The organism is Hydrogenophaga taeniospiralis CCUG 15921, assembly GCF_001592305.1.
Taxonomy (GTDB): domain Bacteria; phylum Pseudomonadota; class Gammaproteobacteria; order Burkholderiales; family Burkholderiaceae_C; genus Hydrogenophaga; species Hydrogenophaga taeniospiralis.
In genome coordinates this window covers 183773-203617 of sequence record NZ_BCWR01000010.1, presented here as the reverse complement: position 1 = coordinate 203617, position 19845 = coordinate 183773, and the positions used below count along the sequence as shown (strand labels likewise).

Below are 19845 nucleotides of genomic sequence, written 5' to 3'. Positions count from 1 at the left end.
CATGGTTCTCATCCAGGCGCCCAGCCGTTGCCGACTGCGCTGCTCCCGGCCTGCGCGCAGGCCTGCCCTGTTCATGGAGGCGAAATCACGGCGAGCACGCTCGCCACCCATGCGTCCCAACCCGCTCCGTTGGCATTCCCCAGTGCGGTCATGCCCACGATGGCCACCAAGGCGATCAGCGAAGCGAGCAAGCCGTATTCGATGGCGCTCACGCCTTGCTGCCGATGGCGGCATCCGCAGGAGGGTCTTGACATGGTTGAAGCCCTTGATGTGTTCACCGGGGTCAGCGGAACAAATGCTCCGCCCGCCGCGGGTGGGCTGACCGCCCGCCCTTCTCCGGGCCTCTCGGTCAGCCAACCCAGCACCGGTCAACCGCAGATGGCTCCAGCCGGCGGGTTTGCCAGGCAGTTAGAGATGTCGGTGAAAAGGGTGTTGAGGTTGGTCCCCACCAGGCCAGCCCCAACGATGATCACCACCGCGATCAGGGCAGCGATCAGGCCATATTCAATGGCGGTCACGCCTTCTTCGTCGCGAAGAAAACGGCGGGTTGCAATCAGCAGCTTTTCCATGATGACACTCCAAACAAGGTTGAAACATCAGCCGCCCCCCATGGGTGACCAATGCTGGAGTGAGGTGCCACCTGTAGTGCAAAACTAATTCCCCTCCCACTGGAATGCACTTACAAAGTTGCATCACACGAAAGTAATTGTGAGCTTTTGTACTTCTTTGGCAATACCTATTAACACCTGAATGACAACTTTCTCACGCATTTGCCCTGAATCGGCTCCAGACGAAGCGGCTGTGCCGTGCGCCGTCGGCGAACAGCGGTGCTGGCGCGAGGTGGCGTGCGGGGGCCCGTGGCTGGCCACCGACGGTGGCCCTCGCGCCTCTCCCCATTCTTCAGGGGCAGACGGCTTCGACGTTGTTGCCGTCGGGGTCGATCAGGAAGGCCGCGTAGTAGGTCGGGCTGTAGTCGGGGCGTGGGCCGGGGCCGCCGTTGTCCTTGGCGCCCGCCTTCAGGCCCGCTTGGTAGAAGGCGTCCACCGCCTGGTGGTCGGGGGCGCGGAATGCGATGTGCATGCCCGGGCCCTGCACGCCCTGGGCGCCCCTGGCCGCGTAGAGCCACAGCGCGGGCGCGCCCTTCGGGCCCAGGCCGGCGTAGGTGTCGTCGTGGGAACCCAGCTCGTGGCCGAGTGGGGCGAGCGCGGCTTCGTAGAAGCGGATGCTCGCGGCGAGGTCTTGGACGTTCAGTCCGATGTGGTCAACCATGGTGATGACTTCCTGTTCAATGGGTGGATCAGGCGGTCATCGTCGATCAGGGCGGCCACGCGGTCTTGGAGAATCTTGCTGTCCTTCTTCAGGCCGGTTCGGGCGGCTTGGCGAAAGCCGCGCGGCGAGACGCCGGCCGCGCGGTGGAAGCTGCGCACGAAGTTGCTGAGATCGGCAAAACCCACCTCCAGGGCCACGTCGGTCACAGGGCTGTCGCCGTCGGCCAGCAGCTGCGCCGCGTGGCGCAGCCGCGAACGCACCAGGTACTGGTGCGGTGTGACGCCGAGCACGCGCGAGAACAGCCGCAGGAAATGAAACGGGCTCAAGGCCACTTCGCCGGCCGCCCTGTCCAGGTCGATGTCCTCGTGCGAATGGGCGGCGATCCACATCGCCGCCTCCACGGCGCGGCGGCGGTCGCGCCCGGTGGTTGGCTGCGGCGAGAGGGTGCGGCCCGCCACGACGTCCACGAAGCGCGACGCGAACCACAGGCCCACTTCGTCCAGACCGGCATCGCTGCGGCCTCTGGCCACCGCCTGCGCGAGCTCGCCCAGCACCATGAGTTCGGGCAACGGCGGCAGGCCGCCGGTGCGCCAGGTGGCCTGGTCGCCCCCGACCAGATCGACGAAGCCGGGCGAGAGGTGAAAGGCCAGGCATTCGTCGCCGCAGACGTGGTGGTCGTGCGTGCACATGAACTCGTCGCCCGGGTGGCCCACCAGCACCGAGCCGGCCACCAGCTCGTACGACGCGCCACGCACCCGGTAGCCGAAGGTCCCCTTGCGCACGTAGGAGACCGAGTGGCCTGTGTGCAGCTCGGTGAAGGGTTGCTCGGCGGGGCCGGCGCTGCAGCGGTAGTCCACCACCCGGATGGCGCCCGACAGCAGCTCGGTGGCGGTGATCATCTGCCGTCTCCGTCGAACAGGCCGGGCTCGCCGCCGATCTGCGCGCCTTCGATCTGCAGCATGCGCAGCTTGGTGGCCACGCCGCCGCGGGCCGAGAACCCGCCCGAGCGGCTGCCCGCCGCCAGCACACGGTGGCAGGGCACGACCGGGGCAAACGGGTTGTGGCCCAGGGCCTGCCCCACGGCGCGCGCCAGGCCGGCGTCGCCCAGGGCCTGGGCCATCTCACCGTAGGTGCGGGTCTGGCCGGGGGGGATCGCGCGGGCCATCGCATAGACCTCGCGCTGGAACGGGGTGAGGCGTGTCATGTCGAGCGGCACCTCGCGCAGGTCCCTCGCCTCGCCCATCAACAGCGCCTGGATGCCTTCGATGGCGGCCTGCACGGTCGCTGGCGGCTGAGCCACCTCCGTTCTCCATGGCGCCGGAGCGCCACCCGCATCGAATGAAACAGTCCGGCCGGGGGCACCGCCGGGCCGGCTTCGCCGGACGGCCAGTGCCGCCCCCTCGAGGGGGTCGCGCGAAGCGCGGCGGGGGTGCTCCATCCTATGCAAGCCCTTCAACAGGCGCGCGCGGGTGCGGGCCGCGTCGGCCTCGGGCAACTGCACAGCGACCACGCCACCCGGCCCCCAGGCGATGCCGCAGACACCGATGGGGGTGTCGAACAGGGTGTGGCCACCGTCATCCATGGCCGTCTCGGTCTATCTCACACGGCGCGCAGCGCTGCGCGCAAACCCACACCGATCTCGGGCCGTTCAAGGAACGGGTCGGCCGGGTTGGACTGGTTGACGATGCCCTCCATGCGCGCGCGCACGTTGCCCAGCGCCTTGGGGTGGCTGAAGATGTAGAACTGGTCGGCGGCGATGGCGTCGAACACCTTCTGCGCCACCTCGGCCGCGGTGACCTTGCCCGAGCTCACGGCCTTGTCGCTCATGGCCTGGCCGATCAACTGGCTCTGCGTGGCTTTTTCGTCGGCCAGCTCGGCGGGTTTGTTGCGGTGGCTCTGGCTGATGCCGGTGGGCACGAAGTACGGACACAACACGCTGGCGCTGATCTGGTCGCTCACCAGCTTCAAGTCCTGGTAGAGCGTTTCGGTGAGGCTCACCACGGCGTGTTTGCTCACGTTGTAGATGCCCATGTTGGGCGGGGTGAGCAGGCCGGCCATGCTGGCGGTGTTGACGATGTGGCCCTGGTACGAAGGATCGGCCTTGGCCGCCGCGAGCATCAGCGGGGTGAACAGGCGCACGCCGTGGATCACGCCCCAGAGGTTCACGCCCAGCACCCACTCCCAGTCTTTCACCGAGTTTTCCCAGACCAGCCCGCCCGAGCCCACGCCCGCGTTGTTGAACACGAAATGCGGCGCGCCGAAGCGCTGCACCACGTCGGCGGCCAGCGCCTCCATCTGCTCGGCGCTGGACACGTCCACGCGCTTGGCGAGCACGGGCGCACCCGCCGCCGTCATTTCCGCGGCGGCCTGGTCCAGCGCGTCCTGCTGCACGTCCACCAGCACGAGGTTCATGCCGAGCTGGGCGCCGATGCGCGCGCATTCGAGGCCGAAGCCCGAGCCGGCGCCGGTGAGCACCGCGGTCTTTCCTTTGAAATTTGAAATCATGTTTTTGTCTCCTTAAAGGTCTGTCGGGTGTGAGGGGGAACGGGTCAGTACACGCCGAAGATCCGGCTTTGCCGGGCCAAGGGCGTGGTCCCCCTTGGGGGGAAGACGCGCAGCGGCGCAGGGGGGGTTACTTCCTCAGCATCTCGATGTGCGGGATGCCGTCTTCGATGTAGGGCTTGTCGTCGGATACGAAGCCGTGTGCGTTGTAGAAGCGTTCCAGATGCGCCTGTGCACCGATGCGGATGGGCTGCACGCCCCAGAGGCTGTGCAGCATGCGGATGGACTCGGCCATGAGCGCGTGGCCCATGCCGCTGCCGCGCGTGCTGGGTGCGGTGACCACCCGGCCGATGCTGGCCTCGGGGTATTTGAGGCCGGCGGGGACCAGACGGGTGTAGGCGAGCAGTTGCGGTTGACCATCCGGACCGCTGGTTTCGCCGCCGGGCCGCCCCAAGGCGAAATGCGCCCCCTCGGGGGGCAACGAACCACGCGCAGCGGGGAGTGTGGGGGCAACTGCTTCGCCGAGCACGTGCATGCAATCGGCATCGGCGCCATCCAGGTCCTGGAACGCACAGGCCTGCTCCACCACGAACACCGCGCTGCGCAGCTGGAGCAGCGCGTACAGCGTGCGCGGCAACAGCGCGTCAAACGGCAGGCAGCGCCAGCGCACCCCGATTGATCCGGCCCGGCTCAAGCGCGCACTTCCCTCAGCACGAAGCCGATGCGCGGGAAATGCACATGCAGCCGGCCGGCACGCTCGTCGCTGCGCTCCAGCGTGTAGTGCGTGCGCGAGGCCGCGCGCAGGATGCCCTCGGTAGGCTCCTGGCCGAAGCTCTCGGCCGCCACCGTGACGCGGCTGCCCAGCGGGATGCCGTGTTCGTCCTGAAAAGCCTCGTCGTGCAACGGGGCTGGCTCGGCCGCCGCCGCAATGGCGATGGCTTCGGTGGACGAGAGCTTGGCCAGGTGGCCGTGGCCAAAGGCGGCCATGCGGTCCATCCAGGCCAGCACGTCGGGCGTGGCGTCCAGGATGCCGGCCAGGCTCGGGTTGATCACCCGCGTGAACCACAGCGGGTGGTAGGCCGCGAAGTCGGCCACGCAGGGCGCCGAACCCAGCAGGAAGGGCTGCTCGTGCAGCATGTTGGCCAGGCGGCGCAGGTAGCTCTTGTAGGCGGCGGTGGCGTCGCCCGCGCGCAGGCTGGTCATGCCCGCGCGCATGGCCGCGCGGTCGGCGGCGAAGGCCTGGCCCACTTCGGGCGGCTGGTTGGCAAACATGGCAGCGGCGCCTTTGGGGCTGAGGGTGTAGGCCATCGCGGCCCAGAACAGCGTGCTGTCGGCCCACTGGGCCAGCACGCGGGCCATGCCCTTGTTGTGCTCGGGGTAGAGCCTGGGCTCGGGCTGGCGGTGTTCGAGCACGTCGCAGATCAGCGCGGTGTCGCAATAGATGTCGGCACCGATCTGCAGGAAGGGTGTGCGCCGGTAACCGCCCGTGAGCGCCACCACGTCGGGTTTGGGCATCACACTGGGAATCAGCACGCTCTTCCACGCGAGCTGCTTGTGGCCCAGGATCAGCCGCACCTTCTCCGAAAAGGGCGACATGGGGTAGTGGTGCAGGATCAGGTCCGACATGGGGTCTCCAGAGTTCAGCGCGGTTGGGCTCTTTGAATGATGGCATCGAAGTCGACGCCCGCGCCCAGTGAGCCGAAGCTGTGGCCCCAGTGACCGGCCAGGCGTGAATCGCAGAAGGCACCGAACACCGCTGGCGGCGCGGTCTGCGCCAGCAGCGCGGCCTGCACGGCCAGCGCCACGTCCTGCGCCAGGCGGCGGGCCTCCATTTCGGTGGCCATCTGTTCCACGCGGGTGGGCAGGCTGGCGGCCAGGTGGTCCAGCGCCGGGTGCATGCCTTTGGCGGGCGCCAGTTCGTGCGCGAGTGCGGCGGCGGCATCGGCCTTGCGTAGGGCGCGCAGCAGGTCCAGCGCCATGATGTTGCCCGCGCCTTCCCAGATGCTGTTGACCGGCATCTCGCGGTAGATGCGCGCCATGATGCCCTCGCCGCCCTCTTCCACGTAACCGTTGCCGCCCAGGCATTCCATGGCTTCTTCGGCGAAATGGCTGCCACGTTTGCAGATCCAGAACTTGGCCACGGGCGTGAGCAGGCGCTGCATCGCGCGCTCGTGTTCATCCTCCGGACGGTCGAAGCTGCGCGCCAGCCGCAGGGCCAGCGCGGTGGACGCTTCGGACTCCAGCGCCAGATCGGCCAGCACGTTTTTCATCAGCGGCTGGTCGATGAGCCGCTTGCCGAAGGCCTTGCGCTGCGATGTGTGGTTCAGCGCAATGGACAAGGCCTGGCGCATCAGCCCGCTGGTGCCGAGCGCGCAATCCAGCCGCGTCATCGTGCCCATGGCCAGGATCTGCGGCACGCCCCGGCCTTCTTCGCCCACCAGCCAGGCGGTGGCGCCCGCGAACTCCACTTCCGAGCTTGCGTTGGCCTTGTTGCCCAGCTTGTCTTTCAGGCGCTGGATGTAGAGCGGGTTCAGCGATCCATCGGGCAGCACGCGCGGCAGAAACAGGCAAGAGAGCCCGCCCGGCGTCTGCGCCAGGATCAGGAAGGCGTCGCACATGGGCGCCGAGAAGAACCACTTGTGGCCGGTGACGCTGAAGCGCTGGCCCCAGTGATCGCTGCCAGCGGGCACCGCCTGCGTGGTGTTGGCGCGCACGTCCGAGCCGCCCTGTTTCTCGGTCATGCCCATGCCCATGGTCACGCCGGCCTTGTCTTTCCAGAGCTTGAGTGCCGGGTCGTAGGCGCGGCTGGTGAGCTGCGGCGCCCAGTCGGCGTAGATGGCGGGGTTGTCTCGCAGCGCGGGCGTGACCGCGTAGCTCATGGAGATCGGGCAGAGCGTGGAGGACTCCAGCTCGGTGAAGAGCATGAAGCCGGCGGCGCGGGAGAGGTGTGGATTCGCCGCACCCTCACCCCATGGCGTGCCATGCAGCCCCGCTGCCGTGGCCGCCGTCATCAGCGCGTGGTAGCTCGGATGGAACTCCACCTGGTCGATGCGGTGACCGAAACGGTCGTGGCTCTTGAGCTGCGGCGTGAACACATTGGCCAGGCGCGCATGGGTCTGCATCTCGGCACGGCCCACCACGTCGCCCAGCGCCTGCAGCGGCGCGGTGTCCAGCGCGGGGGCGTTGAATGCCAGCGCGTCCCGCAGGGGCCGGTTGCCTGCGAACAGGTTCACATTCACCAGCGGCTCGGGCTGGTTGAGCACTTCGTGGGTGGCTGGCATGGTGGGTCTCCTGAACCGTGTGGACCCGGAACCTACTTCACGGTGATCGTGATGCGCTCGCTCATGACGACCGGGTGGTGCGGGATGTGGTTCTGGTCGCCCAGCACCAGTTGCAGGGTGTGCTGCCCGGGCTTGAGGTCGAGCGAGGTCTCGGTCTGGCCCGCGCCAAAATGCCGGAACTGCTCGTTGGCCGGCAGCGGCGCGTTGGCGTCCCACTCGTTCACGTTCACCAGCAAGTGGTGGTGGCCCGTGCCCGCCTTCTCGATGCCGGCCGGCGCCACGCCCATGCCGCTCAGGCCGAACACCACCTTCACCGGACTGCCCACGGTCATGCCATTGCGCAGATTCACGAAATACAGCTTGGCGCCCGCCGGCGCGTCCACCTTCTTGTAGCCCGACGACAGCGTGGGCATGCTCGCCGTGACCTTGGCCGGTGCAGAGGGCGCGGCGTCGGGGGCCATGGCGCCGTAGCCCATGCCGGCGTGGCGGTCGCCGCGGTGCATGGGATGCCCGCCACAACCCGCGAGCGTGAGGGTGGCGGCGAGGACGGTGATGGCAAGGGTCGTGTGTGACATGGTGTGCTCCTGGAGGGTGTTCAGATCAGTTTCACCAGCTGTTTACCGAAATTCCGACCCTTGAGCAAACCCATGAAGGCCTCGGGGGCGGACGCCAGGCACTGGGCCACGGTTTCGCGCGGGCGCAGCTTGCCGGTGGCCACCAGCGTGCCCAGCTCGGTCAGCGCTTCGGGCCAGACTTCCATGTGTTCGCTGACGATGAAGCCCTCGATCTTCAGGCGGTTGATGAGGATCAGCGCCGGGTTGGCCAAGGGCAGCGGCTGGCCGTCGTAGCCGGCGATCATCCCGCAGACGGCGATGCGGCCAAACGCGTTCATGCGCAGCAGCACCGCGTCCAGAATCATGCCGCCCACGTTCTCGAAATAGCCGTCGATGCCGTTCGGGCAAGCCTCCTTGAGGGCCTTGGCCAGGAAGTACATGTCCTTGTACTGCTTGTAGTCGATGCAGGCGTCAAAGCCCAGCTCGTCCACCGCGTACTGGCACTTGTCCGGCCCGCCCGCGATGCCCACCACGCGGCAGCCACGCGCCTTGGCCAGCGCGCCAAACGCACTGCCCACCGCGCCGGTGGCGGCACTGATGACCACCGTCTCACCCGCCTTGGGGTTGATGATCTTCACCAGGCCGTACCAGGCGGTCACGCCCGGCATGCCGACCGCGCCCAGGTAGTACGAGAGCGGCACGTGCGTGGTGTCCACCTTGCGCAGAGCGCCGGGTTGGTTCGCATCCACCACGCTGTATTCCTGCCAGCCCCCCATGCCCACGACCATGTCGCCGTGCTGGAACTTGGGGTGCTTCGATTCGACCACCTCGCCCACCGTGCCGCCGATCATGACTTCGCCCAGCGGCTGGGAAGCCGCATAGCTCTTGCTGTCGTTCATGCGGCCACGCATGTACGGGTCCAGGCTCAGGTAGTGGTGGCGCACCAGCACCTGGCCGTCGGCAAGCGCCGGGGTATCGGTGGTGACGAGCTTGAAGTTGTCGACCGTCGCTTCGCCCTGGGGGCGGTTGTCGAGCAGGATCTGTTGGTTGGCGGGCATGCTGTGTCTCCGGTGGTGTGAGGGGTCGACGTTCAGTCGGTCTGGATGGTGTTCAAGGCCTGCGTGGTTTTCCCCACGGGCAGGCGCGGCACGAACTTGAAGGTGCCGGTGGCGTGGGCGCAGAGCTTGTCCGCCGCGTCAAAGATGCTGCCTTCGGTGAAGGCCATGGTGGCGGTGCGGTGCAGCAGCTTGCCCTTGGCCAGCAACGGCCCCTTGGCCGCGCGCATGAAGCTCGTCTTCATCTCGATGGTGACGCAGCCCATGGCCGGCTCCACCGAACGCGCGGCGTGCGCCATGACCACGTCGAGCAGCGTCATGCTGGCGCCGCCGTGCACCACGTTGAACGAGTTCTCGTGCTCAGGCTTGGGATTGAAGCTGATCGAGGCCTCACCGCCTTCGAACGTTTCCAGTTCGAAACCGAGCAATTCAACAAAAGGGATATGGACTTGGAATTTCATGAGCAAACGATACAACCGCACGAGCGAAGTGACTGCAACCCAGGGCACCGCGGAACCGGCTTTGCCGGGCCGCCAGTGCCGCCCCCTTGAGGGGGTCGCGCGAAGCGCGGCGGGGGTGGGCCTGTCTAACCTCCTGTGATGACCGAGACACCGCCATCGACCGCGAGCCATTGCCCCGTGATGTGTTTGCCGGCATCCGACGCGTACAGCACGGTCAGGCCCTTCAGGTCTTCGTCGTCGCCCAGGCGGCGCAGGGGCGCATGCGAGGCCAACTTCTCTTCCCCCATGGCCTTCAAGGTGCCCTGCGTCATCTTGCTCGGGAAGAAGCCCGGGCAGATGGCGTTGACGCGGATGCCGTGTTCGCCCCACTCGGCGGCCAGCGCACGGGTGAAGTTGATCACCGCGCCCTTGGAGGTGTTGTAAGCAATGGTCTTCATGCCCGAAGGGTTGCCGCCCAGGCCGGCGATGCTGGCGGTGTTGATGATGCTGCCTGCTCGGCGCGGGATCATGCTGGCCTTGGCGATCAGCTGGCTCAGCAGGAAGTAGCTGCGCACATTGAGGTTCATCACCTTGTCCCAGGCCTCGAGCGGGTGGTCTTCGGCGGGCGCGCCCCAGGCAGCGCCGGCGTTGTTGACGAGGATGTCCACCTCGCCCACGCGCTGCAGGGTTTCACTGGTGAGGCGGCGGATGTCTTCTTCGAGCGAGCAGTCGGCAGCGATCCAGCGCGCGTCGATGTTGGCGGCCTGCAGCTCGGCGGTGGCCTCTTCCAGGTCGGTGGCCTTGCGCGAGCTGATCACCACGCGGGCACCGGCTTCGCCGAGCGCGTGGGCCATCTGCAGGCCCAGGCCGCGCGAGCCGCCGGTGACAAGGGCCGTCTTGCCTTTGAGGTCGAAGAGTTGCTGGATGCTTCGGGTCATGGTGGGTCTCCTGTGGATGGGTGTTCAGAAAGCGGCTTCGGGCAGGCTGGCGCAGGTCTGGTCGCGCGCGCTCACCACCTGCAGCCAGGCGCCGATTTTCGGCAGTTCGTAGTGGAAGAAATAGCGCATGGCACCCAGGCGCCCGGTGCGCGCGGGCGACTCAGCCAAGGCATGCGCCGCGAGCGCCACGTCGAGCCAGATCCAGGCCAGCACGGTATGGCCAAAGGCCTGCAGGTAGGGCACGGCGTTGGCCAGCGCGTCGCCCGGGTCGCCGGTGGCCCAAGCGGCTTTCGTGGCCGCGCCCACTTGTGCGAGCGCCTGGCCCAGCGCGTTGGCGTGCGCCGCGAGTTCGGGGATCTGGATCGCGCGTTCGAGGGTGGCGTTGATGCGGCCGGCCAGCAGTTGCAGGCCCTTGCCGTTTTCCATCAGCACCTTACGGCCCAGCAGGTCCATGCCCTGGATGCCGTGCGTGCCCTCGTGGATCATGTTGAGGCGGTTGTCGCGCCAGTACTGCTCCACCGGGAAATCACGCGTGTAGCCGTAGCCGCCGTGCACCTGGATCGCCAACGAGTTGGCCTCCAGGCACCACTCGCTGGGCCAGCTCTTGGCGATGGGTGTCAGCACCTCCAGCAGCAGGCGCGCGTCGTCGGCCGCTTGCGCGTCGCCGGTGTGTTGTTCGTCCACCAGACGCGCGCAATAGAGTTCCAGCGCCAGCGCGCCTTCGCAGTAGCTCTTCTGCGCCAGCAGCATGCGCTTCACGTCGGCGTGTTCGATGATGCGGACCTGTGGGGCGCTCGCATCTTTCCCGCCGGCACCCATCGGCCGTCCTTGCGGCCGGTTCTTCGCGTAGTCGAGCGAGGCGTGGTAGCCCGCCATGCCGAGCATGGTGGCCGCCATGCCGACGCCGATGCGGGCCTCGTTCATCATGTGGAACATGCACTGCAGGCCCTTGCCGGGTTGGCCGACGAGGTAGCCCACCGCGCCGGCTTCACCGCGCACCGGGTACTTGCCTTCGCCAAAGTTCAGCAAGGTGTTGGTGGTGCCGCGCCAGCCGCACTTGTGGTTCAAGCCGGCCAGCGCCACGTCGTTGCGTTCACCGGTCAGTTGGCCATCGGTATCCACCAGCTTCTTGGGCACGATGAAGAGCGAGATGCCTTTGACGCCGGGGACCAGCTTGCCGTTCTCGTCCGGGATCTTGGCCAGCACCAAGTGGATGATGTTCTCGGTCAGCTCGTGTTCACCGGCCGAGATCCACATCTTGTTGCCGCGCAGGCGGTAGCGTGGGCCGAGCGGGTCGTTCTCAAAACCATCGCCGTCCGGCAGCGCCCGCGTTATCACGTCGCTGAGTGACGAACCGGCCTGCGGTTCGCTCAGGCACATGGTGCCGGAGAAGCGGCCGCTGAACTCGTTGAGCGCGAACACGCGCTGCTGCGCTTCGGTGCCGTGCTTCATCAGCAGGTTGGCGTTGCCCGTGGTGAGCATGCCGCTGCCGATGCTCACCGAGCCCATGGCGAAGAAGGCGTTGGCCGAGGCCTCCACCGTGTAGGGCAGTTGCATGCCGCCCACTTCGTAGTCTTGCGCGGCACTCAGCATGCCGCTCTCGGCGTAGGCCTTCTGCGCGTCGTGCGTGGCCTGCGGCAGGATGACCTTTTCGCCGTCGAATTGCGGCTCCTGCGTGTCCACGAGGCGGTTGAAGGGTGCGTACTTCTCGCGGGCAATGCGCTCGCAGGTGTCGAGCACGGCGTCGAAGGTTTCGCGGCTGTGGTCGGCAAACCGTTCGCGCGACCGCAGCGACTCCACACCGAGCCACTGGTGGAGCAAGAAATCGAGGGTGGGACGCAGACTCATGGAACTCCTCAACCGAAGGAGCGCCAACTGTAATGCGCTCAGGCGCGCGGGCTTGACCCCTTCATGACAGCACGCGGCATTTTCAGGGTTTCCACGGGGAGCTCGCCGAAGCGGCGCTGGTACTGCGCGGCGAAGTGGCCCATGTGCAGGAAACCGTGCTCGACGGCCACCTGCGTGACCGTCACGCCGGCCGACGCCTGACTGGCGGCCCGGCGCAGCACCTCACGCACCCGGTCCAGCCGCAGGTTGCGCCAACAGACCATGGGCGACTCGCCGGTGTGGGCGACGAAGGCCTGCTGCAGGCTGCGCGCGTTCACATGCAGGTGCTCGCACAGGTCGGCCAGCGTCAGTGGCCGTTTCAGGTCGGCCTGCATGAAGTCCAGCGCCCGCCGCACGACGCGGGGCAACAAGGGGCGGCGAGCGTCCCCACCCAGGGCATCGCTGTAGTTGTGGGGCGCCTGCAGCAGCAACACGTTGAGCAGGTAGGCCTCGGCCTGCTGGGCCAGGGCGGAGCCGGCGAACCCGCCGTCGCCCTCCAGGGTGTCGGCCAGATAGCGCACGAAACCGGTCAGGGGTGCCAGCGCCGGCGTGTCCATGGCCAGGCCCAGCCCGAACACCAGCGGCCGGTGCACGGCGGTTTGCGTCAGTTGCTCCACCTGCCGCACCACGGCGCCCTGCGACATGCGCAGGATCAGGTGCGGGCTGTCGTCGGCCCAGCGCATCTTCAGGTATTCGCTGGGGGACGGCAGGGAGGCCATGCCCGGCCCGGCCGTGACCTGCTGCCCACCGCAACGCACCTCGGCACTGCCGCGCAAGGGCATTTGCAACAAGTAGAAACTGCCGAGCGGCCCGGGTTCGATGTCGACCGCCGGGCCGTACTGCACATAGTTGAGGCTGACGTCGCGAAACACCGGCGCACTGTGGTGGCGCGCGTCCAGCACCACGATCGGCCCACAGGGTTGAAGCACATGCGGGCAAAACACCCGCGCCACCGACTCGCGCGCCTCGTCCACATCCCGCGTGTGAAACAGCGCGTGGCTGGCCAGCGGGTAACGGTAGGGCGACAACATGGCGCCGAAGCTAGCAAAACACGCGCCGGTGTGCCAGGGGACTTTCCCCCGACCATGCCCCGGACAGGGGATGCCTCGAATTTCTCGTTTTTGGGACAGTGGCTGCGCAAACGGGATGCTGCCAGCGCCGGGCCGCTCCTACATTGGCCCCAACCGCGACACGCGGCGTGATTCAAAAAACAGGAGACCCCCATGCCCCAAGCCAGCTTTCTCGGTCTGTCCGGCAAAACCGCCATCGTCACCGGCGGCGCCACGCTCATCGGCGCCGCCGTGGTGCGCGCCCTGCACGCCCAGGGGGTTCGCGTCACGCTCGCCGACATCGACGCCGCTGGCGGCCAGGCCGTGGCCGATGGCTGCGGTGACGGCGTGTGGTTCCGCGCCACCGACATCACCGACGACGCCCAGGTGTCTGCCTGCGCGGACGAGACCGCCAAGCGCTTCGGCAGCGTCGACTTCCTCGTCAACCTGGCCTGCTCTTACGTGGACGACGGGCTGCGGTCGAGCCGCACCGACTGGCACCAGGCCCTGGACGTGAACGTGGTCAGCGCGGTGATGATGCTCAAGGCCGTGCACCCGCACATGCAGCGCACCGGTGGCGGCGCGGTGGTCAACTTCACCAGCATTTCCTCGGGCGTGGCGCAGACGGGGCGCTGGCTCTACCCGGTCAGCAAGGCCGCGCTGGTGCAGCTGACGCGCAACATGGCCATGGACCTGGCCCCCGATCACATCCGGGTCAACAGCGTGTCGCCCGGCTGGACCTGGTCGGCCATCATGAACCAGCTGACCCAGGGCGACCGCGCCAAGACCGACCGCGTGGCCGCCCCCTTCCACCTGCTCAGGCGCGTCGGCGACCCCGACGAGGTGGCCCAGGTGGTGCTGTTCCTCTGCTCGGACCACGCCAGCTTCGTCACTGGCGCCGACTACGCGGTCGATGGCGGTTATTCGGCCATGGGCCCGGAATCCCATGAGCCGGCCATCCCCAAGCTGATGGACTGAGCCAACTCCGCTTTCACCCACACCACACAAGGAGACACCACCATGCGCAAGATCATGATCGTCGGCGCCGGCCAGGCCGGACTGCAACTGGGCATCGGCCTGCTCCAGCGCGGCTACCGCGTCAGCATCACCAGCAACCGCACACCCGAGGACCTGCGCACCGGCAAGGTGCTGTCCAGCCAGTGCATGTTCCACGACAGCCTGCAGCTCGAACGCGACCGCGGGCTCAACTTCTGGGAAGCCGAATGCCCGCCGGTCGAAGGCATTTCCTTCACCGTGCCCCACCCCGAACTGCCCGGCGAAAAGGCCATGAGCTGGGGCCACCGGCTGGACCACAAGGCGCAGTCGGTCGACCAGCGCGTGAAGGTGCCCGGCTGGATGGCCGAGTTCAGCCGCCTGGGCGGCGAGCTGCTGATGCACGAAGCCGGCATGGACGATCTGGAGCGCTGGACGCAGGACCACGATCTCGTGATCGTGGCCGCCGGCAAGGGCGCGATCGCCCAGATGTTCCAGCGCGACGCCAGCCGCAGCCCCTACGACCAGCCGCAGCGCGCCCTGGCGCTGACCTATGTGCACGGCATGGCGCCCCGCCCCGAGTACTCGGCCGTCAACTTCAACCTCATCCCCGGTGTCGGCGAGTACTTCGTGTTCCCCGCGCTGACGGTCAGCGGCCCCTGCGAGATCATGGTGTTCGAGGGCGTGCCCGGTGGCCCCATGGACTGCTGGGGCGATGTGGCGACGCCGGCCCAGCACCTGGCCCTGTCCAAAGAAATCCTGGGCAAGTTCCTGCCCTGGGAAGCGGCCCGCTGCACCCAGGTGGAGCTGACCGATGCCAACGGCATCCTGGCCGGGCGCTTCGCCCCCACGGTGCGCAAACCGGTGGGCCAGCTGCCCAGCGGCCGGGTGGTGATGGGCATGGCCGACGCGGTGATGCTCAACGACCCCATCACCGGCCAGGGCTCCAACAACGCGGCCAAGTTCGCCAACGCGGTGGAACGGGCCATCGTGGCGCACGGCGACCAGCCCTTTGACGCCGCCTTCATGCAGCAGACCTTCGAGGCGTTCTGGGCGGGCTACGGCCACCATGCGACCGACTGGACCAACGCCATGCTGTCGCCGCCACCTCCCCACGTGCTCAAGGTGCTGGGCGCGGCCTGTGGCGAACCCCGAGTGGCCCGGCGCATCGTCAACGGCTTCAACGACCCGACCGACTTCGTGAACTTCTTCATGACGCCGGACAAGGTCGACGCCTACCTGGAAGCGGTGCCGGCATGAGCGCCGCCCGGCCGTTCCGAAGGCGCTCAGCCCCGCAGTGCGCAGCACGGAGGGTAGTCCCATGACCGCAGCCGACCTGGGCACCCTGCCCCCCTTGCAGGCCCTGCGCCACAGCGCCTGCCTGCCGCTGTCCGACTTCCGGCTGGCCATGCGCCGCCTGACCGGCGCCGTGACCCTGGTGGCCACCCACGATGGCCAGACCCTGGCCGGCCTGACCGCCACCGCCGTCACCTCCTTCTCGGCCGAACCGGCGCGGCTGCTGGCCTGCGTCAACCTCAAGGGTTCGACCTTCCGCGCCATCGCGGAGAGCCGGCGCATGAGCGTGAACCTGCTGGCCTACCGCCACCTCGACCTGGCGCAGCAGTTCGGCGGCGCGCCCACCCCGCAGTCGCAGCGCTTCGAGCCCGGCCGCTGGGGCACGCTGGCCACCGGCGCGCCGGTGCTGCTGGACGCGCTGGCCGTGTTCGACTGCGTGGTTGACGAAATGATGGTGGCCCACAGCCACGCCGCCATGATCGGCGAAATCAAGGCGGTGCTGCTGAGCCCGCGCAACGAAGCGCCGCTGCTGTACTCGGACGGCCAATACACCACCCTCGCAGACCTCGGAGAACCCGCATGACACCCACCGCCCCAACCATCCGCATCCCAGCCAGCGACGGCAGCGGATCTTTCGACGCCTACCTCGCCCTGCCACCCTCGGGCCATGGCCCCGGCATCGTGCTCGCGCAGGAGATTTTTGGCGTCAACGCCACCATGCGCGCCGTGGCCGACCACTACGCCGAAGAAGGTTATGTGGTGCTGGTGCCCGACCTGTTCTGGCGCCAGCAGCCCGGCATACAGCTGGGCTACACCGAGGCCGATTTCCAGCGCGCCTTCGGTCTGTACCAGGGCTTCAACGAAACCCTGGGCGTGGCCGACATCCAGGCCAGCCTGAACGCGCTGCGTGAGCGCCCCGAGTGTTCGGGCCAGGCCGGTGTGCTGGGCTTCTGCCTGGGTGGCAAGCTGGCCTACCTGGCGGCCTGCCACACCGATGCCGATGTGGCCGTGGGCTACTACGGCGTGGGCATTGAAAAGGCGCTGGACGACGCCCAGGGTCTGCGCGGCCGCCTGGTGCTGCACATCGCCGAAAACGACGCTTTCTGCCCGCCCGAGGCGCGCGCCGCGATCCTGGCGGCGCTGTCTGGCCGCGAGCAGACCGAGCTGTACGTGTACCCCGGTGTGGACCATGCGTTTGCCCGGCAGGGCGGCGACCACTTTCACAAGCCCTCGGCGCTGATGGCGCACCAGCGCAGCGTGGCCGCCTTCAAGGCCGCCATGGGCCCCCACCCCGACTTCTCCGCCCTGTGGGACAAGCACTGCGAACACGAGTTCGCCACCCGCGACGTGGCCGCCACCATGGCCACCATGGTGGCCGAGCCCTATGTGAACCACATTCCCACCATGACCGGCGGCGTGGGCCACACCATGCTCTCGCGCTTCTACCAGCACCACTTCGTCAACAGCAACCCGCCCGACACCACGCTGGTGCCGATCTCGCGCACCATCGGTGCGACCCAGATCGTCGACGAGCTGCTGTTCTGCTTCACGCACACCTGCGAGATCGACTGGATGCTGCCCGGCATCGCGCCCACCGGCAAACGCGTCGAAATCCCGCTGGTGGCCATCGTCAAGTTCCGTGGCGACAAGCTCTACCACGAACACATCTACTGGGACCAGGCCAGCGTGCTGGTTCAGATCGGCAAACTCGACCCGACCGGTCTGCCGGTGGCCGGCATCGAGACGGCGCGCAAGCTGCTGGACGAACACCAGCCGTCCAACACCTTGATGGCGGCCTGGGCCCTGTCGGCGCCCTGAGGCAAGCCCCCCGCGCCCCCTTCGGCCTCACCGCACCGCTTATTGCGGTTCGATCTTCGCGTCCTTGATGGCCTTGGCCCACTTGGCGGTTTCGGTCACGCTGCGCTTGGCCAGGTCTTCGGGAGTGCCGGGTTCGACCGCGAAGCCGATGCCCGCGAACCGTTCCTGGATCTCCTTGCTGCTGGCGGCGGCGTTCACCGCCTTGTTGAGCTTGGCCACGATGTCGGGCGGGGTGCCCGCGGGCGCGAACACCGCGAAGTAGGCGATCAGCTCGTAGTCCTTCAAGCCCAGCGCTTCGTTGACCGTGGGCAGCTCGGGCACAGCGGGCGAGCGCTTGCTTGAGGTGACCGCCAGGCCGCGCACCTTGCCCGCCTTCACCTGCGGCAGCATCACCGCGAAGTCGGCGCTGAACATCTGCACCACGCCACCGATCAGGTCGGTCATGGCGGCGGGGCCGCTCTTGTAGGACACGTTGGTGAGTTGGATGCCGGCCATGCCGGCCATCATTTCGGTGGACACCAGTTGCGAGGTGCTGGCGCTGGCGAAGTTGATGCTGCCGGGCTTGGCCTTGGCCAGATCGACCAGTTCCTTCAGGGTCTTGACCGGCACGTCGTTGTTGACCGCCATGATCAGCGGCACCGAGCCCATGTAGGCCACGGGCGCAAACGCGGTGTCCTGGTCGTAGGGCAGCTTCTTCATCAGGCTCTTCAGCGCCGCGTTGGTGCTGTTGGTGCCGATCAGGATGGTGTAGCCATCGGGCGCGGCCTTGGCCACCGCGTCGGCGCCCAGCAGGCCGCTGGCGCCGGGCTTGTTGTCCACCACGATGGTCTGCCCCAGGACTTCCTGCATCTTCAGCGCGAAGGCGCGGCCGATGGTGTCGGTGGCGCTGCCCGCGGCGAAGGGCACGACCGCCTTGATGGGCCGCTCGGGCCAGGCCTGGGCGAAGGCGGTGGATGACAAGGTGAGCGCGGCCACCGTGGCGGCGATCAATCGGACAACAGGCTTCATCAAAGTCTCCTTCTGGGTGGTGAAAACAGGGTCGGTCTCGGGTCGATCAAAGCGGTAAGTCCAGCACGGCCGCGCTCAGGGTCTTGCCGTGGGCGTCCAGCGCCAATGATCGCGTGACGCCCCCGCCCAGCGCGTCGAACATCACGAAATGCACGGCGCCCAGGTGCGGCAGGGTGTAGCGCTGCACCGCGCCCTGCACCACGCCCGCGAAGTGCGCGCGCACCCGCTCGGCGGTGAGCAGGCGCTCCAGCTCGGGGTAGTCTGCCGGGTTCAGCGCGATCACGCTCAGCGTGGCGCGGTTGCCCTTGTCGCCCGAGCGGGCCAGGGCGATGTCGCGCAGGGTGCGACCGGTCTTGGATGGGGTGGCCGCTTTCGACATGTCAGTCTCCTGCATGGAGTTCGAGGATGTCGCAGCGGGCTTGAACCGCCGTGCGCGGCACCAGTGCCGAAGCCGCGGCGATCACCTCACGCACCGACTGCGTCACACCGCCACCGCCGGCCGGGCCGTTGAGGTAGAGCGCTTCGACCTCCTGCCCCACGGCTTCGGCCTGCGCGCGGTTGGCGCAGCGCACCGCCAGGCGCACACGCACCTCGTACGGCTCGCGGTCGGCGCCCAGTTGCAGGCCGTGCATGGCGTTCACGCCGATCAGCTCGGCGCGGTGTTCCAGACCGCTGAGGCCATGAGACAGTGTGGCGTCCTGCAGGCGCTGGCGCAGGATGGACAGCGCCAGCTCACCCCGCGCTCGCGCGCCCGGGCCAGCGTAGGAGATCTGGCCCTCGCCGATGAAGCCGTCGCGGTAGCCCAGCATGGCTTTCAATTGTTCAGGGCGCGCCTGACCGCTGGCGCCCTGTGCCTGCACGCGGTCGGGTGCCAACTCGCTGAAACGCACTTGAGAAAAATCGCCCACCACATCGGCCTGCAGGTAGTGCGCTGGGTCTTCCACCTCGTAGAGCAGTTGCGCGGTGCAGCTGAGCCGGTCCACGCGCCCGCCGGTGCCCGGCAGTTTGGTGACGACCACGCTGCCATCGGCAGACACCTCGGCCAGCGGGAAACCGACGCGGTGCAGATCGGGCACGTCCACATGGCCCGGATCGGCCAGGTAGCCGCCGCTGACCTGGGCCGCGCATTCCAGCAGGTGCCCAACGAGCAGGCCCTGGCCCAGGCGATGCCAGTCGTCCGCGGCCCAGCCGAAGTGGGCCATGAGCGGCGCCACGAACAGCGAGGGATCGGCCACGCGGCCGGTGATGATCACGTTCACATCGGCCTGCAGCGCGGGCAGCAAGGCGTCGGCGCCGAGGTAGGCATTGGCCGAGATCAGGCGGCCGTCCAGACTGCGCACCGTGTCGGGCGAATCCATCAGCGGCACGTCGTTCGCCAGCATCCAGGGCAACACGTCGTCGCCCGTCACCACCGCCACGCGCAGGCGCGGCAGGCCCAGCTCGCGTGCCACCTCCAGCACGGCCTGCCCGGCCGCCATCGGGTTGGCAGCGCCCATGTTGGTGAGGATGGTCACGCCGTTGCGCACACAGGCCGGCAGCACCGCACGCATGCGCGCCTGGAGCATCGGGTCGTAGCCGGCTTGTGGATCGTTGGCGCGGCGCAGCTGAGCCAGCGCGATGGTGCGCTCGGCCAGGCACTCGAACACCAGGGCGTCGAGTTCGCCGCGCTCGGCCAGGTCCAGCGCGGGGTCGATGCGGTCACCGGCGTAGCCGGCGCCAGCGCCGATCCGGTAGGGCGTCACGTCCTGCATGTCC

Annotated in this window: 22 protein-coding genes; 4 read left to right on the top strand and 18 right to left on the bottom strand. The window is 67.9% G+C overall.

Annotated elements, in window-relative coordinates; genetic code table 11:
* Positions 1 to 71: 71 nt before the first annotated feature.
* The 15 genes from HTA01S_RS24750 to HTA01S_RS13990 form a co-directional block, all read right to left on the bottom strand.
* Entirely contained in the window at positions 72 to 212 is a 141-nt protein-coding gene (locus tag HTA01S_RS24750; RefSeq protein WP_245638087.1) for a Flp family type IVb pilin, read from the bottom strand.
* Between the two features lie 156 nt (positions 213 to 368).
* The gene (locus tag HTA01S_RS14055; protein ID WP_068172648.1) at positions 369 to 569 is read right to left on the bottom strand and encodes a Flp family type IVb pilin; all 201 of its coding nucleotides are present in this window, start codon (positions 567 to 569) and stop codon (positions 369 to 371) included.
* 331 nt (positions 570 to 900) lie between these two features.
* The gene (locus tag HTA01S_RS14050) at positions 901 to 1269 is read right to left on the bottom strand and encodes a VOC family protein (RefSeq protein WP_068172646.1); all 369 of its coding nucleotides are present in this window, start codon (positions 1267 to 1269) and stop codon (positions 901 to 903) included.
* The gene (locus HTA01S_RS14045; protein ID WP_068172643.1) at positions 1248 to 2168 is read right to left on the bottom strand and encodes a helix-turn-helix domain-containing protein; all 921 of its coding nucleotides are present in this window, start codon (positions 2166 to 2168) and stop codon (positions 1248 to 1250) included. Before HTA01S_RS14045 ends, HTA01S_RS14050 begins: the two co-directional genes overlap by 22 nt.
* The gene (locus HTA01S_RS14040; protein WP_407656111.1) at positions 2165 to 2569 is read right to left on the bottom strand and encodes a methylated-DNA--[protein]-cysteine S-methyltransferase; all 405 of its coding nucleotides are present in this window, start codon (positions 2567 to 2569) and stop codon (positions 2165 to 2167) included. Before HTA01S_RS14040 ends, HTA01S_RS14045 begins: the two co-directional genes overlap by 4 nt.
* Before the next feature lie 299 nt (positions 2570 to 2868).
* Positions 2869 to 3774 carry an SDR family oxidoreductase gene (locus HTA01S_RS14035; RefSeq protein WP_068172637.1) on the bottom strand — a complete coding sequence of 302 codons (906 nt, stop codon included), beginning with the start codon at positions 3772 to 3774 and terminating at the stop codon, positions 2869 to 2871.
* Between the two features lie 127 nt (positions 3775 to 3901).
* Positions 3902 to 4441: a GNAT family N-acetyltransferase gene (locus HTA01S_RS14030; RefSeq protein WP_245638086.1), complete on the bottom strand. Its 540-nt coding sequence runs from the start codon at positions 4439 to 4441 to the stop codon at positions 3902 to 3904.
* A gap of 20 nt (positions 4442 to 4461) precedes the next feature.
* Entirely contained in the window at positions 4462 to 5397 is a 936-nt protein-coding gene (locus HTA01S_RS14025) for a glutathione S-transferase family protein (protein WP_068172635.1), read from the bottom strand.
* 14 nt (positions 5398 to 5411) lie between these two features.
* A complete protein-coding gene (locus HTA01S_RS14020; RefSeq protein WP_068172632.1) occupies positions 5412 to 7052 on the bottom strand; it encodes an isovaleryl-CoA dehydrogenase in 1641 nt (546 codons plus the stop codon).
* A 32-nt stretch (positions 7053 to 7084) separates the two neighbouring features.
* Positions 7085 to 7627 (bottom strand): DUF4399 domain-containing protein, encoded by a 543-nt coding sequence (locus HTA01S_RS14015; RefSeq protein ID WP_218017354.1) that lies wholly within the window; start codon positions 7625 to 7627, stop codon positions 7085 to 7087.
* Between the two features lie 20 nt (positions 7628 to 7647).
* On the bottom strand, positions 7648 to 8664 hold the full coding sequence (locus tag HTA01S_RS14010) for an NADP-dependent oxidoreductase (RefSeq protein ID WP_068172629.1): 1017 nt from the start codon (positions 8662 to 8664) through the stop codon (positions 7648 to 7650).
* A gap of 32 nt (positions 8665 to 8696) precedes the next feature.
* Positions 8697 to 9122, bottom strand: coding sequence for a PaaI family thioesterase (locus tag HTA01S_RS14005; RefSeq protein WP_068172626.1), 426 nt, complete (start codon positions 9120 to 9122; stop codon positions 8697 to 8699).
* A gap of 125 nt (positions 9123 to 9247) precedes the next feature.
* On the bottom strand, positions 9248 to 10039 hold the full coding sequence (locus HTA01S_RS14000) for an SDR family oxidoreductase (RefSeq protein WP_068172623.1): 792 nt from the start codon (positions 10037 to 10039) through the stop codon (positions 9248 to 9250).
* Positions 10040 to 10063: 24 nt separating this feature from the next.
* Positions 10064 to 11887 carry an acyl-CoA dehydrogenase gene (locus HTA01S_RS13995; protein ID WP_068172621.1) on the bottom strand — a complete coding sequence of 608 codons (1824 nt, stop codon included), beginning with the start codon at positions 11885 to 11887 and terminating at the stop codon, positions 10064 to 10066.
* 38 nt (positions 11888 to 11925) lie between these two features.
* Entirely contained in the window at positions 11926 to 12957 is a 1032-nt protein-coding gene (locus HTA01S_RS13990; protein ID WP_068172618.1) for an AraC family transcriptional regulator, read from the bottom strand.
* Between the two features lie 192 nt (positions 12958 to 13149).
* Here HTA01S_RS13990 and HTA01S_RS13985 point away from each other — a divergent pair, with 192 nt between their 5' ends.
* The 4 genes from HTA01S_RS13985 (at position 13150) to HTA01S_RS13970 (ending at position 17082) form a co-directional block, all read left to right on the top strand.
* A complete protein-coding gene (locus HTA01S_RS13985; protein ID WP_068172616.1) occupies positions 13150 to 13953 on the top strand; it encodes an SDR family oxidoreductase in 804 nt (267 codons plus the stop codon).
* 42 nt (positions 13954 to 13995) lie between these two features.
* Complete coding sequence (locus HTA01S_RS13980) at positions 13996 to 15228, top strand: styrene monooxygenase/indole monooxygenase family protein (RefSeq protein ID WP_068172613.1); 1233 nt, start codon at positions 13996 to 13998, stop codon at positions 15226 to 15228.
* Positions 15229 to 15289: 61 nt separating this feature from the next.
* Complete coding sequence (locus tag HTA01S_RS13975) at positions 15290 to 15847, top strand: flavin reductase family protein (RefSeq protein ID WP_068172610.1); 558 nt, start codon at positions 15290 to 15292, stop codon at positions 15845 to 15847.
* Entirely contained in the window at positions 15844 to 17082 is a 1239-nt protein-coding gene (locus tag HTA01S_RS13970; RefSeq protein ID WP_068172607.1) for a dienelactone hydrolase family protein, read from the top strand. Before HTA01S_RS13975 ends, HTA01S_RS13970 begins: the two co-directional genes overlap by 4 nt.
* A gap of 39 nt (positions 17083 to 17121) precedes the next feature.
* Here the strand turns inward: HTA01S_RS13970 and HTA01S_RS13965 are convergent, their stop codons facing one another.
* From HTA01S_RS13965 to HTA01S_RS13955, 3 genes are read right to left on the bottom strand one after another with little or no spacing between them, the layout of a single operon-like run.
* Positions 17122 to 18090, bottom strand: coding sequence for a Bug family tripartite tricarboxylate transporter substrate binding protein (locus HTA01S_RS13965; RefSeq protein ID WP_068172604.1), 969 nt, complete (start codon positions 18088 to 18090; stop codon positions 17122 to 17124).
* A 46-nt stretch (positions 18091 to 18136) separates the two neighbouring features.
* Positions 18137 to 18469 (bottom strand): AtuA-related protein, encoded by a 333-nt coding sequence (locus tag HTA01S_RS13960; RefSeq protein ID WP_068172601.1) that lies wholly within the window; start codon positions 18467 to 18469, stop codon positions 18137 to 18139.
* A gap of 1 nt (position 18470) precedes the next feature.
* Entirely contained in the window at positions 18471 to 19841 is a 1371-nt protein-coding gene (locus HTA01S_RS13955) for an acyclic terpene utilization AtuA family protein (RefSeq protein ID WP_068172598.1), read from the bottom strand.
* Positions 19842 to 19845 lie beyond the last annotated feature (4 nt).

Bases quoted from the DNA above. Each gene is read 5' to 3' on its own strand.
- HTA01S_RS14055 (WP_068172648.1), bottom strand. From the start codon at position 569: ATGGAAAAGCTGCTGATTGCAACCCGCCGTTTTCTTCGCGACGAAGAA.
- HTA01S_RS14050 (WP_068172646.1), bottom strand. From the start codon at position 1,269: ATGGTTGACCACATCGGACTGAACGTCCAAGACCTCGCCGCGAGCATC.
- HTA01S_RS14045 (WP_068172643.1), bottom strand. From the start codon at position 2,168: ATGATCACCGCCACCGAGCTGCTGTCGGGCGCCATCCGGGTGGTGGAC.
- HTA01S_RS14035 (WP_068172637.1), bottom strand. From the start codon at position 3,774: ATGATTTCAAATTTCAAAGGAAAGACCGCGGTGCTCACCGGCGCCGGC.
- HTA01S_RS14025 (WP_068172635.1), bottom strand. From the start codon at position 5,397: ATGTCGGACCTGATCCTGCACCACTACCCCATGTCGCCCTTTTCGGAG.
- HTA01S_RS14020 (WP_068172632.1), bottom strand. From the start codon at position 7,052: ATGCCAGCCACCCACGAAGTGCTCAACCAGCCCGAGCCGCTGGTGAAT.
- HTA01S_RS14015 (WP_218017354.1), bottom strand. From the start codon at position 7,627: ATGTCACACACGACCCTTGCCATCACCGTCCTCGCCGCCACCCTCACG.
- HTA01S_RS14010 (WP_068172629.1), bottom strand. From the start codon at position 8,664: ATGCCCGCCAACCAACAGATCCTGCTCGACAACCGCCCCCAGGGCGAA.
- HTA01S_RS14005 (WP_068172626.1), bottom strand. From the start codon at position 9,122: ATGAAATTCCAAGTCCATATCCCTTTTGTTGAATTGCTCGGTTTCGAA.
- HTA01S_RS14000 (WP_068172623.1), bottom strand. From the start codon at position 10,039: ATGACCCGAAGCATCCAGCAACTCTTCGACCTCAAAGGCAAGACGGCC.
- HTA01S_RS13995 (WP_068172621.1), bottom strand. From the start codon at position 11,887: ATGAGTCTGCGTCCCACCCTCGATTTCTTGCTCCACCAGTGGCTCGGT.
- HTA01S_RS13990 (WP_068172618.1), bottom strand. From the start codon at position 12,957: ATGTTGTCGCCCTACCGTTACCCGCTGGCCAGCCACGCGCTGTTTCAC.
- HTA01S_RS13985 (WP_068172616.1), top strand. From the start codon at position 13,150: ATGCCCCAAGCCAGCTTTCTCGGTCTGTCCGGCAAAACCGCCATCGTC.
- HTA01S_RS13980 (WP_068172613.1), top strand. From the start codon at position 13,996: ATGCGCAAGATCATGATCGTCGGCGCCGGCCAGGCCGGACTGCAACTG.
- HTA01S_RS13975 (WP_068172610.1), top strand. From the start codon at position 15,290: ATGACCGCAGCCGACCTGGGCACCCTGCCCCCCTTGCAGGCCCTGCGC.
- HTA01S_RS13970 (WP_068172607.1), top strand. From the start codon at position 15,844: ATGACACCCACCGCCCCAACCATCCGCATCCCAGCCAGCGACGGCAGC.
- HTA01S_RS13965 (WP_068172604.1), bottom strand. From the start codon at position 18,090: ATGAAGCCTGTTGTCCGATTGATCGCCGCCACGGTGGCCGCGCTCACC.
- HTA01S_RS13960 (WP_068172601.1), bottom strand. From the start codon at position 18,469: ATGTCGAAAGCGGCCACCCCATCCAAGACCGGTCGCACCCTGCGCGAC.
- HTA01S_RS13955 (WP_068172598.1), bottom strand. From the start codon at position 19,841: ATGCAGGACGTGACGCCCTACCGGATCGGCGCTGGCGCCGGCTACGCC.